The sequence below is a fragment of the Pantoea sp. 18059 genome (genome assembly GCF_902706165.1).
GTDB classification, from domain to species: domain Bacteria; phylum Pseudomonadota; class Gammaproteobacteria; order Enterobacterales; family Enterobacteriaceae; genus Pantoea; species Pantoea agglomerans.
On record NZ_CACSJS010000004.1, the window covers coordinates 92,426 to 106,764 of the forward strand.

Below are 14,339 nucleotides of genomic sequence, written 5' to 3' on the forward strand. Positions count from 1 at the left end.
TATGCATTCATCGCCGTTAGCGCCACACCCGTTTGGCGAAGAGATTACCGTTGCCAGCCTGAAAGAGAGCTTTGGCCGCTTTCATCAGTGGGAAGATCGTTATCGTCAGCTGATCCAGCTGAGCCGCCAGTTGCCTGCCTTACCCGGGGAACTGAAAACAGCAGAAATTGAACTGAGCGGTTGTGAAAATCGGGTCTGGCTGGGCAGCCAGTTACGCGAAGATGGCACGCTGCATTTCTATGGTGACAGTGAAGGACGTATTGTGCGCGGCCTGCTGGCCGTGCTGCTGACCGCCGCTGAGGGCCAGACGCCGCAACAGCTGCTGGCGATGGATCCCTTAAAACTGTTTGATGAACTGGGCCTGCGCGCCCAGCTCAGTGCCTCCCGCAGCAGCGGCCTGCAGGCGCTGGCCGCCGCTGTGGAGCACGCCGCGCGTCAGGCGCTGACGGCGTCCTGACGGGCAGCACGCGCCAGAAACTTCTTCAGCGCATGCGAGACGGCAACAAAGCCGAAGGTGGCGGTTACCATGGTGGCCGCGCCAAAGCCGGATGTGCAATCCATTCTCTTCGGCCCCTCCGCTGTGCTGCGTGAAGCACAGACGCTGCCATCAGCCTGCGGATAGACCAGCGCTTCGGTAGAAAAGACGCAGTCGATGCCAAGTTTGCCCTTGCTGTTTTTCACCACGCCCAGGCTTTTCAGTCGTTCGCGCAGCTTCGCCGCCAGCGGATCCTGGATGGTTTTCGCCAGATCGGCGACCTGGATCTGAGTCGGATCGATCTGCCCACCCGCGCCACCGGTGGTGATCAGCGGGATCTTATTCCGGCGGCACCAGGCGATCAGCGCCGCTTTCGGTCGCACGCTGTCGATAGCGTCGATCACATAGTCGAAACCGGCTGCCATCAGTTCGGCGGTGTTCTCTGGCGTAATAAAGTCATCAATACAAATCACTTCGCAGTCAGGATTAATCGCACGCAGCCGTTCTGCCATCACTTCTGTTTTAGCTTTGCCGACGTTGCCCTGCAGCGCATGAAGCTGTCGGTTGGTGTTGGTAATACAGACATCATCCATATCAATCAGGGTGATTTTACCAATCCCGGTGCGCACCAGCGCTTCCGCCGCCCAGGATCCGACACCGCCAATACCGATGACGCAGAAGTGTGCGTCAGCAAAACGTTGCAGCGCATCCTGGCCATAGAGACGCGCCGTGCCGCCAAAGCGCTGATGCCAGGCGTCATTTAACACTTTCATAGTTGAACCTGTTACGTCGTGCGGGCCCGAAGGCCCGCAGAGAAGAAATTAGTTAGCGCCGAGAAGCAGTGAACCATTATTACCGTTTTGCGGGCTGGAGAACAGCGGCTGTCCGGCACCCGGCGCGGCTTTAATTACCCAGACGCGTCCGTAGTGATTATAGAAGCCCGCCAGATGCGCAGCGTCGGGGCCGATACCCTGATAGATATCAAAGTGCTGGCCTTTAATCGCGCCACCCACGTCGAGTGCCACCATCAGGCGCATCTCATATTTGCCGTTGAATTTGCCCTTCTCATTTAACTGCGGCACTTCAGCCAGCAGTACGGTGCCCGCCGGAATAATTGAGCGGTCAGACGCAACGGAGGCTTTCGCCACCAGCGGAACTGCGCTGGCACCGCGCACCGGCGTAAACGGCTCAGCCTTAAAGAAGACAAATGATGGGTTGGTTTCCAGCAGCGCACGGACCTCCTGCGGTGAGTGCTCCTGCGCCCACTGACGAATCGCCTGCATCGACATATCTTCGCGCTTCACTTCACCGCGATCGATCAGCTCTTTGCCAATGCTGTGATAACCCCAGCCATTTTTACCGGCGTAACCAAAGAAGGTCATCGGGCGGCCATCGCCAAAGTCGACATAACCACTGCCCTGCACATCCATCATGAAGTTATCAATCAGGGAATTGCTGTAGGCGATGATGTAGCGGTCATCGAGTCCGCCACTATAGATAGAGGCGCGGCTCGGTAATTTTTCTCCGCGTTTGCGCGGTGGCATGCGGTAGATGGGATACTGGAATTCACCCTGACGGGTGTAGCGCGCTTCCACTACCGGCGTGTAGTAACCGGTGAACTGCACGTTACCGTAGTTATCCGTACCCTCCATCTGCCAGGCGTTAAGCCCATACTGACGAAGCTGTCGGGTATCGGCACCCGCCATCAGCCAGCTCTCAATCGCGCTATAGGTGCCGTTCTGACGGCTATACAGGGCGGATGAGGCGGACTGAATCTGACGGACCTGCTCGCCAAAGTCTCTGCCATTAACCGGTGCGCCTTTGGCATTGGGCTGATTCACCAGCGCCAGCGGTTGTTCCAGTTTGCCATCTTTATATTGCTGACCGCGATCGGTCGGTTTGGAGCTACAGGCCGCCAGCAGCGTAATTAACGCGCCAGTGAGTGCATACTTCACCCAATGTGATTTCATTATCTTCTCTTTTTATAACTGTTCGCCCCGCGACGATAGCAAAGCCCCCGACAGAATGAAATGCATCCGCTCAGACGTCACGCATATCAGTTTAATAATTAACCAGATGGTTGAATCCTTCAGCAACTGGCTGTTAATTTGGCTTTTATCTGCAAAAAGGGGTTGCATGAATTAGCGCGGAGAGTATAGTGCGCTTCCACGGACGCGGGGTGGAGCAGCCTGGTAGCTCGTCGGGCTCATAACCCGAAGGTCGTCGGTTCAAATCCGGCCCCCGCAACCAATACTTCTGCAGCAGTTTTACAGAAGTCACAATGTGAGAAGTAAAAGTAATAGAAGCAATACGGACGCGGGGTGGAGCAGCCTGGTAGCTCGTCGGGCTCATAACCCGAAGGTCGTCGGTTCAAATCCGGCCCCCGCAACCAATACTTCTGCAGTTGTTTTACAGAAGTCACAATGTGAAAAAAGTATGATACGGACGCGGGGTGGAGCAGCCTGGTAGCTCGTCGGGCTCATAACCCGAAGGTCGTCGGTTCAAATCCGGCCCCCGCAACCAATCATTTAAACACCTGAAAGGGTGTTTTTTTGTTTCTGACGTTCCCAAAAGCCGCTTTAGCCTCTTTCTGCCCTGAAAAGCGCGCGGATAGCCCGGCTACCCGCACTCTTTTACCGATGAGCCAGTGCCGCCCCACTCTCCACATACGCTTTGATGCCGTTCAGAATCGCCTCTGCCACCTGATGCTGGTAACGGGTGGTTCGCAACTTGCGCTCCTCCTCCACATTACTGATAAACGCCGTCTCGACCAGAATTGACGGGATATCAGGCGCTTTCAGCACCGCAAATCCGGCCTGATCCACGGTGCGTTTGTGCAGATGGTTGATGCGCCCCATGCGATGCAGCACCTCTTTGCCGAATTTAAGGCTGTCATGAATCGTCTGACGCTGCACCATATCGAACATGGTGTGATCGAGATAGCGGTCACCGCTTTTGCTGACGCCGCCAATCAGGTCTGATTCATTCTGAGTCTGAGCCAGGAAACGAGCCGCCGCCGAAGTGGCGCCGCTGGTTGATAAGGCAAACACTGAAGAGCCACGTGCCGCGCGGCTGGTAAAGGCATCCGCATGGATCGACACAAAAAGGTCGGCACGCTGTTTACGGGCTTTGGCAACCCTGACGCGCAGCGGAATAAAGACATCTTCATTACGCGTCATATAGGCTTTCATATTGGACTCTTTATCGATCAGCGCTTTGAGTCGCCGTCCAATCTTCAGCACAATATCTTTCTCGCGGGTCTTATATTTGCCGTGCGCGCCCGGATCTTCCCCACCGTGACCGGGATCGATCATGATAATGATCGGACGATCGCGCCCCGCTTTGCCGGGTAAGGGCGCCTGCACCCCTTCATCTTTCTCCAGATCGCCCTGGTTGTAATCTTTCAGCAGGGCCAGCAGAGGATCGTCCTCAACCTGGTTCTGGCTCGGATAGAGATCGACCACCAGCCGGTGATTGATCCCGGCGACCGGCGAGAGATTAAAGATCTTCGGCGCGACGTTGCGCTTTAATTCCAGTACCACGCGCACCGTGTTGCTGTCGAACTGACCGACACGGGCATTTTTAATAAAGGGATCGTCGACCCGAACCTGCTTATCTACCCCTTTCAGAACCGGATTGAGATGCAGCCCCTGAATATCAATCACCAGGCGTTCGGGATTGCTCAGCGCAAACTGCTTGTACTTCAGCGCGACATTGGACTCCAGCGTCATCCGCGAGTAGGTCGATGAGGGCCAGATACGCACCGCCACAATGTGGTTCTTCGCCGCCAACCCTGTCCGGCTGACGCTTAACAGCAGTAAGGCGCCCGTCCCCTGTAAAAATCGTCTGCGTGAAAAATGGGAATTAACGTCTGACATGCCGCTCCAGCTGCTGTGTAATGTCTAAAAAAGCGCCAGTTACTAAAATGGCGGCGAAAACTTTATCCAATCCGCAGCATGATGTCACCCCGGAAACCCTAAATAATGCAGGCTGTTAGCGGCTTTGACACCCAGAAAAACGTAAATTTTCGTCAGGATTAAGACTTGCAAAACCGGACGTAAAAGCATAAAAATACAAAAAATACGAATAAACATTCACTGAGGGTTGGCCGTGAAGGAACGTAGTACCGAACTGGTTCAGGGTTTTCGCCATACCGTTCCCTATATCAATGCCCACCGGGGTAAAACCTTTGTCATCATGCTGGGTGGCGAAGCGATTGAGCATGAGAACTTCTCTGGCATCGTTAATGATATCGGCCTGCTGCACAGCCTGGGCATTCGCCTCGTCGTGGTGTATGGCGCACGACCGCAGATTGATGCCAGCCTGGCTCAGCAGCAGCTGGAGCCGGTTTACCATAAGTTTACCCGGGTCACCGACGCGCAATCGCTGGAGTTAGTGAAGCAGGCCGCTGGCCGACTGCAGTTAGATATCACGGCCCGCCTCTCAATGAGTCTCAACAACACGCCGCTGCAGGGCGCGCATATCAACGTGGTCAGCGGCAACTTCATTATTTCACAGCCGCTGGGCGTGGATGATGGCGTGGATTACTGTCACAGCGGCCGTATCCGTCGTATTGATGAAGAGGCCATTCATCGTCAGCTGGATAACGATGCGATTGTGCTGATGGGCCCGGTTGCGGTTTCTGTTACCGGCGAAAGCTTTAACCTGACTTCGGAAGAAGTGGCTACCCAGCTGGCGATTAAACTCAAAGCGGAAAAAATGATCGGCTTCTGCTCTGAGCAGGGCGTGCTGAACAGCGAAGGTGAAATCATCTCCGAGCTTTTCCCGAATGATGCGCAGGCCCGTATCGATGAGATTGAAAAGGAAGGCGATTATCTTTCCGGGACTGTCCGCTTCCTGCGTGGGGCGGTGAAAGCCTGCCGCAGTGGTGTACGCCGCAGCCATTTAATCAGTTATCAGGAAGATGGCGCGCTGTTGCAGGAACTCTTCTCACGCGACGGTATCGGTACCCAGATCGTTATGGAGTCGGCAGAGCAGATCCGTCGCGCCAATATCAATGATATCGGCGGCATCCTCGAACTGATCCGTCCGCTGGAGCAGCAGGGTATTCTGGTGCGTCGCTCGCGCGAGCAGCTGGAAATGGAAATTGATAAGTTCACCATCATTCAGCGCGATAATCTGACCATCGCCTGTGCAGCACTCTATCCGTTTATGGATGAGAAGATTGGCGAAATGGCCTGTGTGGCGGTTCATCCTGACTATCGCAGCTCTTCACGCGGTGAGATGTTGCTGCAACGCGTGGCACTTCAGGCACGCCAGATGGGGCTGGAAAAACTGTTTGTGTTAACCACCCGCAGCATCCACTGGTTCCAGGAACGCGGCTTTACGCCGGTAGATATTGAGTCCCTGCCCGAGAGTAAGAAAGAGATGTATAACTATCAGCGCCGTTCAAAAGTGTTGATGGCCGATCTCACCTGATTCAATCCGTAAGGGACAGGCACCCCCCGCGTGGTCTGTCCCCTCTCTTCTCAGCCAGATTCCCCCAGTCGCTCCACCAGACCGCTGCGTCGCTGCGTTTGCAGCTGCACGGCACGCTGAAATACGCCGGGTTCGCTGTAGATGGTCAGTTGCCGCCGTGCACGTGTAATCGCGGTATAGACCAGTTCACGGGTCAGCACCGGCAGAAACTGCGTGGGCATCACCAGCGCGGTATGATCAAACTCCGAGCCCTGTGATTTGTGCACCGTCATCGCCCAGGCCGTTTCATGTGAGGGTAACCGGCTCGGCTGAATCGCCTTGATCGATCCATCCGGCAGCGGGAAAAAGACCTTCAGGTTGCCCTCTTCATCCCGCATCGTCATGCCGATATCGCCATTAAACAGGCCGAGCGCGCTGTCATTTCGGGTGATCATCACCGGACGCCCTTCATACCAGCGGCTGCCCATGCCAGGACGACGGATGCGCTGCAGCTGCATCAGTCGCTGCTCAATACGCTGGTTCAGACCCTGCACGCCAAATGGCCCGTCACGTAATGCACACAGCAGCTGATAACGGCCAAAAGCGGCAATCACTTCTGCGGGCGACGACTGCTGTCTGATCAACTGCAGGAAGGGCTGATAACCCTGGGCTACCTCATCCAGCATCGCCTGATAAGCGTCAGCGCTGTTCAGCGGCTGGTAACTGATATCCTCATAAGCCGCAGCAAACACCGCCCTGACCTGCTCTGCATCGCCACGATTGATCGCTTTTGCCAGCTGGCCGATGCCTGATGAGTCATCAAAACGATAACTCTTCTGCAGCAGACAGATACTGTCGCGGACTGCGGGTGCCTGCACATCGTCACTGCCCTGCAGTGTGCAGCCGGTCAGCAGCGCGAGCTGTTCAGCCCGTGCCAGGCTGTAGCCGCTTTCGGTGCAGCGGCAGATGTCGCCCAGCACCGCACCGGCTTCGACCGAGGCCAGCTGATCGCGATCGCCCAGAAACACGACGCGGGCATGGGCAGGCAGCGCGGCGATCAGTTTTGCCATCATTGAGAGATCGACCATCGACGCTTCATCAACCACCAGCACATCAAGGTGCAGTGGGTTACCGGCATGGTAGCGCAGCCGCTGAGTGTCGGGCTGTGCGCCCAGCAGGCGATGCAGCGTGGTGGCTTCGGCAGGAAAACGCCGGCGTTCTTCGTCGCTGACCGCCAGTTCCTGCAGTGCACTGCCCAGTGACTCGGTCAGTCGCGCGGCGGCTTTGCCGGTCGGTGCCGCCAGCTGAATCCGCAGTGCACCGGGATTCAGGCGAATCAGGGCAGCGAGGAGTTTCGCCACTGTGGTGGTTTTACCGGTACCCGGCCCGCCGGAAATAACCGCAGTCTTGCGGGTCAGCGCCACGGCCGCCGCAATTTTCTGCCAGTTCTCCGGCTGGTCGTCAAACAGGCTGTTCAGCACGTCGCCTGCAGCATGCATATCAAACGCAGTTTTCACTTCCTGCGCAGCGAAGAAGTCGGCGACCCGGCCTTCGCTTTGCCACAGCCGATGCAGATATAAACGCTGATTGCTCAGCACCAGCGGCGTAACCAGGCTGCCATCACTCACAGCCGACCAGTCAGCAAAGCGTGCTGTCCAGTCTTCCGGCGCACCAGCAGCGTGCCAGATCGCCTGAGCCAGCGCAGGCTGGCGACCAGCGAACAGATTCGCTTCGCAGAGGTTGCTCAGCGGTAAACAGACGTGCCCCTCACCCGCGTCAGCGCTGACGCAGGCCGCAGCGAGCAGCAGCCCAGGCTGTGATTCCGGGGCCACCAGTTGGGCAAACTGTATATCCAGCGGCCGCAGGAGACGCTTCTCTACCGCCTGCAGCAGCAGACTCAGCATGTCACTCATAACATCTCCCCGGTTTCACCAAACAGTGCATCAATTTCTTCCACAAAGGCTTCAGCAGGTCGGGTGGCGAAAATGCCGTTGTCCGGCGAGCTGCCATCCATCCCGCGCAAAAACAGATAAAACACCCCACCAAAGTGACGCTGATAGTCGTAGTCCGGCAGGCGATGCTGCAGATAGCGATGCAGCGCCAGCGTATAGAGCTGATACTGCAGATCGTAGCGGTGGCCAATCATCGCCTGCGCCATCGCCTCTGGCGTGTAAGCGGCGTGGCTATCCCCCAGCCAGTTCGATTTGTAGTCGAGCAGATAATATTTTCCCTGCCAGCGGAAGACCAGATCGATAAAGCCCTTCAGCATGCCCCGCACCTGACGAAAATCCAGGGGGGCGGCCTGCTGAGAGAGGCTGTCGTGCCGGCGCAGCAGAGCGTCAAGATCCGCCGCAGTCAGCAGATTGTTGATCGGCAGATAGAACTCCATCTCAATCAGGCGTTCGCTGCTTTTTATCGCCGACAGCGTCAGCCCCTCAGCATTGAGCGGCGTATGTAAGACCCGGTCAATCCACTGTTCCAGAACCGGCAACCAGGTCAGCGGATAGCCATTATGCTGCAGCTGATCTTCCAGCCAGACGCTGTCCGGCGGTTCGGTAAAGTCGATCGACTCAAACAGACCGTGCAAAAACGTACCGGGTGCCGCTCCGCGCGGAAAGTGGTGGGGTGTCAATGCAGCCTCTTCACCCTTCTCTTCTTCGCCCGCTGCATCAATATCAAAATTGGGCATCGCATCCAGCAGCGGCGAGCTGTGATGCTGTTGCAGGCCTGAATAACTGGTTACCCGCCAGACGTCAGCCAGCGCGCGCGTAATGTCGCGACTGCTTAAAACCTCATCGCCCTGCTGCGCATCCTGCCACATTTCTCCCGGCAGCAGAGCCTCTTCAACCAGCGCAATCCCTTCACCGGTTAACGCATTCAATCGCTGACTGAGCTGCTGCGCATCCGCCGCCTCACCCTGCTGCACCAGGTAGCCCAGCGCGCTCTTGTGCAGATCGCTTTCGCCCTCTTTTTTGCGGGTGCCTTTGATCAGTGGCGCAATGCCGACGCTGCAGTGATAGACCGAACGGGTCAGCGCCACGTAGAGCAGACGCAGATCCTCCGCCAGGCGCTCCTCTTCGGCCAGCGCCAGACTTTGTGCATCACCCTGCACATCCAGCAGTGCCGTGAACGTGTCGCGATCGTGATAAAGCGAGCTGGCCGCCTCGCGGAACCCGGCAGCAAATGGCAGCCAGACCAGCGGATATTGCAGTCCTTTCGATTTATGGATGGTGATGATCTGCACCAGATGGCGGTCGCTTTCCAGACGCAACTGCTGGCTGGAGGCCTGGCTGTTTGGCCGGGCAATCTGCTGCGCCAGGAAGCGCACCAGGGCGTGCGGACTCTCCAGCTGCACCGAAGCCTCCTGCAGCAGTTCACCCAGATGCATCAGATCGGTCAGGCGACGTTCACCGTTCTCCGAGGCCAGCATATTCTCTGCCAGCTGCCGCCTGATCATCACGTCACGCAGCATCGGTAACACGCCGCGCTGATGCCAGAGCTGCTGCCAGACGGCAAACTGCTCCACCAGCGCATCCCACTCGCGTTCATTCTGTGTCAGCGCGTCTAGCGTTGCTGCATCAATAGCAAAGATTGAGGTCGCCAGCGCGCTGCGCAGCAGACGTTCCTGCTCAGGTGCCTGTATCGCCTGCAGTAACCAGAGCAGTTCGCGCGCTTCCGGCGTGGTGTAGACGCTGTCCCGGCTGGAGAGATAGACCGAAGGAATCGACAGCGCATTCAGCGCGTCGCGGATTAAACCGGCCTCATTACGACTGCGCACCAGCACGGTGATATCGGAAGCCCGCACCGGCTGCAGCGCCTCGCCTTTGCCCAGGCGGGCGCGCCCCTGCTGTCCGGCCACCAGCCAGCGGCTGATATCGGCCGCACACTGCTGTGCCATAAACTGCTGGTAATCGCTGTTACCCACGCCCTCGCCAGGCTGCAGCCAGAACCGTAACGCCGGTTGCTGCTGCTCGTCAAAAATCAGTTTCAGCGACTGATTGGGCGCAGCAGGCTTAACTGGCTGAAAGGGGATCGCCGAGAACAGAAAAGGCGAATCGAGCTGAGAAAAGAGGCGGTTGACGCTCCCGACCATCTCAGGTGATGAACGCCAATTGGTATCGAGCGTGTAGTGAGCGCTGACTTCGTTTCTGGCCCGCAGATAGGTAAAAATATCCGCACCGCGAAACGCATAGATCGCCTGCTTAGGATCGCCGATCAGAAACAGTGCCTGTTCAGGCTGATTAATATAGAGCGTGCGGAAGATGCGGTACTGCTGCGGATCGGTATCCTGGAATTCATCAATCAGGGCCACCGGGTAACGCGCCCGGATGGTTTCTGCCAGCAAAACGCCACCTGGCTGCTGCAGCGCTTCATCCAGTTTACTGAGCAGATCGTCGAAGCCTAACAGTGCACGTAACCGTTTCTCGCGCTGCACCGTGGCGCGCACATCGGTCAGCGCCTGCGCAATGATGACATCCCGCAGCGACAGCGGTTCTGCCAGAAACTGATCGATCGCCTCAAACAGCGAATGACGCGGCGCTTCACCCTTTTTAGTTTTCTCCTCCAGCACCTGCTGTCCAAAGCGCTCCAGCTCTTTGGGCAGCTGATAATCCAGCGTGTCGCTGCTGGCCCACTGCGTGACGCGGGCGACCCAGTTGGGCAGATGTTTACTGCTGTAGCTGCGCTTATCAACGCCAGATGCAGTGATAATGCCCTCAACATCGGCGCTGAGCGCCTGCCACTGCTGCTTGATGGCCTCGATGCGCGCCAGATTGCGTGCGTGGCGTGATGCCAGCGTCTCATCGGCGGCAGGCGGACGTTTCAGCCCCGGCGACTCCCCCTGCAGCCAGGGGCGCAGCGTGGTCAGCAGGCTGTCCGGCCCGCTCCACTCTGCGGCGATGATCCGTGCCACATCCAGACTCAGTGGATAGCACTGACGACGCCAGAAATCGGCGGCCGACTGCTTCAGCAGCGCCTGCTCATCTTCAATCAACTCCTGCTCGAACAGCATGCCCGACTCAAAGGCATTGAGATTCAGCATCCGCTGACAGAAGCCGTGAATGGTAAAAATGGCGGCTTCATCCATCTGCCGCTCGGCAGCCAGCAGCTGCGCGGCGGCCTGAGCCAGATCAGGCATCTGCTCCAGCAGTAACTGGTGCATCGGATTGCTGCTTTTGCCGCGGATACAGGCCAGACGTAGCTGATGAATATTCTCGCGGATGCGCCCGCGCAATTCGGCGGTCGCGGCCTCGGTAAAGGTCACGACTAAAATTTCTTCGACAGAGAGCGGCCGGCTGTAGGCGTTTTCACCGCCCAGCCCCAGCAGCAGGCGCAGATAGAGCAGACCAATGGTAAAGGTTTTTCCGGTGCCCGCTGACGCCTCAATCAGCCGCTCGCCTCTGAGCGGCAGCGTTAAAGGATTCAGCGATACGGGAGGTAACTGCGTCATTGGGTCTCACTCTTTACCGGCAGCGACTGCTGCAGTTGTGCCACTTCACTCCAGGTTTTCCAGCCAGGCTGACGGGCAAACTCAACTTTGCCATTGCCGGTGCCTGCAATCTGCGAGGTCATCACCATGCCCTTATGTTCGATCACGGCCTGCCGGAAAAAGTCTGCCAGGCTCGCCGGGGTTAACCGCTGAACCTGCTCTGTCATTTTTTGCCGGGTATCAAATTGATCATTCTGCCGATCAAAGTCGCGGCTAAAGCGATCCGCTTCCTCAAAGAGCGTCTGAGGACGCTGCTGCAAATCATTGATCATCGCCTGCTGATACTGGGCAAAGTCTGCCTGGCTCATACTGCGCAGACGTTTTTCCGCCTGCGGGTAGAAGGCCTGATAGCGCTGCAACAGCCAGCCCGGTTGTTTGCTGTTACTTTGCAGCAGGAAGCCGATCCCCCACTGGCGACCCACTGGCATCTGGAAGGCAAACACCGCGTAGCCGAGCTGCTCTTTGGTCCGCAGCTGATTGTAGAACCACGGCTGCACAATCTGGCTCAGCATGGAGCTGTGCGCCATGCTCTGATATTCACTGTATCCCAGTGGAACATAGAGCGCGGCAAGGGCGGAGTCGGTGCTGCTGCCTTTTTGTTGCAGGTTGGCTTTCAGCGGTTTTTTAATCAAGACATACTGACTATGCCAGTCGCGGGTCGAATGACTCTGCATCTGCTGTTTGAGCTCATGCCCCAGCTGCGTCACGCTGTCAGCACTGAGGTTGCCCACTACCAGCATCTCCGGCGTCGCGTCGCGGAACAGCGTATCGCGATAGTCAGTGACATCCTTAAGTGAGAGTGTGCTTACCAGCTTGCGGCGAGCCTCGCGCTGGGTATATGGCAGCTGCGACAGCAGTTGCATCGGCTGAATCGCCTGTTCAAACGCTTTGCCCTTTTCCGCCGCGTCCAGCCGCTCCAGATACCAGGATTTCGCCTGCTCCAGCTGCTGTTCTGTCGGCTGGAAAGTGGCGTAACCTTCCACCAGTTTCTTCAGCAGGGTCGGCAGACGCTGAGTGAAGCCGTTGGCGCTGAATACCAGCCCTTCATCTTCACCCGTTGAGAAGCTGATGCCGCCCACTGAAGCCTGTGAATTAAGCTCGTCCAGCGCCAGGCTGGAAAGGTAGTCATTCAGGCCAAACAGCACCTGCTGACGGGCATCACTGATGGTGTGCTTATTGCGTAACGCCAGGGTGATCGCCGCTTTTGGCTCGCTGACGTAATAACGACTGGGCATCCAGTAAATACGCATATCATCCTGGTTATCCAGTCTCACCGGATGCTGATACGTTTTGCCGTCTGACGGTAACAGGGTGAAGTCGTCCGGGATATAGGGGTTCAGCACGGGCATCGCCAGCGTAATCTGGCTGGCGCGCTGCTGCCAGTCTGCAAAGGTTTGTGGAGTGATCTTCTCAACCTGATAAGGCGCATCCACAAAATAGGCTTTTTTGTTGTGCGGCTCCTGCGGACTGATGTACCAGATACGCGCATGCTGCGGGGTCATCTCTTTCAGCCGGGCATTAATCGCGGCGGCATCGTACTGATCCGCCAGATAAGGTGCATCCAGCGTATGTTCAACCGGTACGCGCAGCATGGTGTCGGCCAGCCATTCAATGTAATCCATATCGCGGGTAATTGAGGGATAGCGGAAGTCGAGCGCCAGCACATGCGAAACTTCATCGAAATAGCGCTTATCATCCCCCTGCTGACGCAGAAGATTGATGTAGCTGAATATCGCCGCCACGACCTGGTCGCGCTGCGCCAGACCTTTATCAGTCAGTGACGCGGTAATCGCAAACACGCCGCTGTTACGCTCGGTCATCGGGTCAGCGCCCGCATTCACCCCGTCGGCCAGCCCCTGTTTTTGCAACCAGTCAGTCAGCGTGTTTTTGCTGCGGTTACTGATTAAATAGCTGATCAGCGTGTCGGTTTTACTGCGGAACCGATCGCTGTTGTTGGCAATGCGGAATTCAATTTTGAGCTGCTTGCGCGGCTGAGCCGGAACGTAATGGATGATGATGCCCTGCTGCGCATCGGTCACCACCGGCACCGTAATCTCCGGCACGCTGGCGTCATGATTTTGTACCCGGCCAAAGGTTTTAGCCGCAATCGACGCCATCTCCGGCAGCGGTTTGTTGCTGTAGATCACCGCTTTCATCAGATTGGCGGAGTAATGCGTATGATAAAAGTCCTGCAGCGCCTGATGCAGTTTGCTGCCTGGCTTATCTTTCAGGGTCTCAAGATTGCCGCCCGAGAAACGTGACGCCGGATGCGCCGGGTTCAGGGTTTCCGCGCCGACCTGTGCCATACGCAGGCCATCGCGCGAGCGCGCCATGGTCAGCTCGGCATTCACGGCGTGGCGCTCGCGGTCAGCGTTAACCGGATCCAGCAGCGGCTCAGCCACCGCATCCGCCAGGCGATCAACCGCCGGTTCCAGCGCGTCATTTTCCACTTCCAGATAAAAGGCGGTGCGGTAAGAGGCTGTGCTGGCGTTGTGGCTGCCGCCATGCTTTTTCAGGAATTCAGCCAGGTTGTCGGGCTGCGGGTAGTGCTTTGAACCCATCAGCACCATATGCTCAAGGTAGTGCGCCAGTCCCGCCTGCTGATCGGGATCGTCCAGCGATCCTATCGGCAGCGTCAGCGCCGCCAGCGATTTCGGTGCCACAGGATCGGAAACCAGTAATACCGTCATCCCATTATCAAGCCGGATAGCCTGATAGTGGCGGGGATCCTGTTCACTTTTGCGAATAGTGTCGTTAACCGGCTGCCAGCCTGATGATGCCTGCTCCTGCGCCTGCGCTGTGCAAGCCATCAGGCTTAACATTAGCGCCGCTATCCAGCGTGCGTGTACCCGCATGTAAACCCCTCTCGTTTCCCGATAAACCGCCAATGTCGGACGCGGCGGCTCAAAGCAGAGCAAAATTTCTGTGTAATGAGTCAGTCAGCAAAAACGCCTTCTG

General features: G+C 57.2%; 8 protein-coding genes and 3 tRNA genes. 5 read left to right on the plus strand and 6 right to left on the minus strand.

Annotation, left to right across the window (positions count from 1 at the left end; genetic code table 11):
• Window position 1 precedes the first annotated feature (1 nt).
• Window positions 2-457, plus strand: a complete 456-nt coding sequence (csdE, locus tag GVJ63_RS12420; RefSeq protein ID WP_045139661.1) for a cysteine desulfurase sulfur acceptor subunit CsdE — start codon at window positions 2-4, stop codon at window positions 455-457.
• Here csdE and tcdA read toward each other — a convergent pair.
• A complete protein-coding gene (tcdA, locus tag GVJ63_RS12425; protein WP_010248618.1) occupies window positions 436-1,248 on the minus strand; it encodes a tRNA cyclic N6-threonylcarbamoyladenosine(37) synthase TcdA in 813 nt (270 codons plus the stop codon). The genes csdE and tcdA overlap by 22 nt on opposite strands.
• Window positions 1,249-1,296: 48 nt before the next feature.
• The gene (mltA, locus tag GVJ63_RS12430) at window positions 1,297-2,445 is read right to left on the minus strand and encodes a murein transglycosylase A (RefSeq protein ID WP_010248620.1); all 1,149 of its coding nucleotides are present in this window, start codon (window positions 2,443-2,445) and stop codon (window positions 1,297-1,299) included.
• 203 nt (window positions 2,446-2,648) lie between these two features.
• Between mltA and GVJ63_RS12435 the strand changes: the two genes are divergently transcribed.
• The 3 genes from GVJ63_RS12435 (at window position 2,649) to GVJ63_RS12445 (ending at window position 2,998) form a co-directional block, all read left to right on the plus strand.
• Window positions 2,649-2,725: transfer RNA gene (locus GVJ63_RS12435), tRNA-Met, on the plus strand.
• A 65-nt stretch (window positions 2,726-2,790) separates the two neighbouring features.
• Window positions 2,791-2,867: transfer RNA gene (locus GVJ63_RS12440), tRNA-Met, on the plus strand.
• Window positions 2,868-2,921: 54 nt separating this feature from the next.
• Window positions 2,922-2,998: transfer RNA gene (locus tag GVJ63_RS12445), tRNA-Met, on the plus strand.
• Between the two features lie 110 nt (window positions 2,999-3,108).
• Here the strand turns inward: GVJ63_RS12445 and amiC are convergent.
• On the minus strand, window positions 3,109-4,353 hold the full coding sequence (amiC, locus tag GVJ63_RS12450) for an N-acetylmuramoyl-L-alanine amidase AmiC (RefSeq protein ID WP_010248623.1): 1,245 nt from the start codon (window positions 4,351-4,353) through the stop codon (window positions 3,109-3,111).
• A gap of 232 nt (window positions 4,354-4,585) precedes the next feature.
• On the opposite strand from amiC, the gene argA reads away from it, so the two are divergent.
• Entirely contained in the window at window positions 4,586-5,914 is a 1,329-nt protein-coding gene (gene argA / locus GVJ63_RS12455; RefSeq protein ID WP_010248624.1) for an amino-acid N-acetyltransferase, read from the plus strand.
• A 50-nt stretch (window positions 5,915-5,964) separates the two neighbouring features.
• Here the strand turns inward: argA and recD are convergent, their stop codons facing one another.
• From recD to ptrA, 3 genes are read right to left on the minus strand one after another with little or no spacing between them, the layout of a single operon-like run.
• Window positions 5,965-7,806 (minus strand): exodeoxyribonuclease V subunit alpha, encoded by a 1,842-nt coding sequence (gene recD, locus GVJ63_RS12460; RefSeq protein WP_010671032.1) that lies wholly within the window; start codon window positions 7,804-7,806, stop codon window positions 5,965-5,967.
• On the minus strand, window positions 7,803-11,342 hold the full coding sequence (gene recB / locus GVJ63_RS12465) for an exodeoxyribonuclease V subunit beta (protein ID WP_159226953.1): 3,540 nt from the start codon (window positions 11,340-11,342) through the stop codon (window positions 7,803-7,805). The genes recD and recB overlap by 4 nt, the downstream gene beginning before the upstream one ends.
• The gene (gene ptrA, locus GVJ63_RS12470) at window positions 11,339-14,236 is read right to left on the minus strand and encodes a pitrilysin (RefSeq protein WP_159226954.1); all 2,898 of its coding nucleotides are present in this window, start codon (window positions 14,234-14,236) and stop codon (window positions 11,339-11,341) included. Before ptrA ends, recB begins: the two co-directional genes overlap by 4 nt.
• Window positions 14,237-14,339 lie beyond the last annotated feature (103 nt).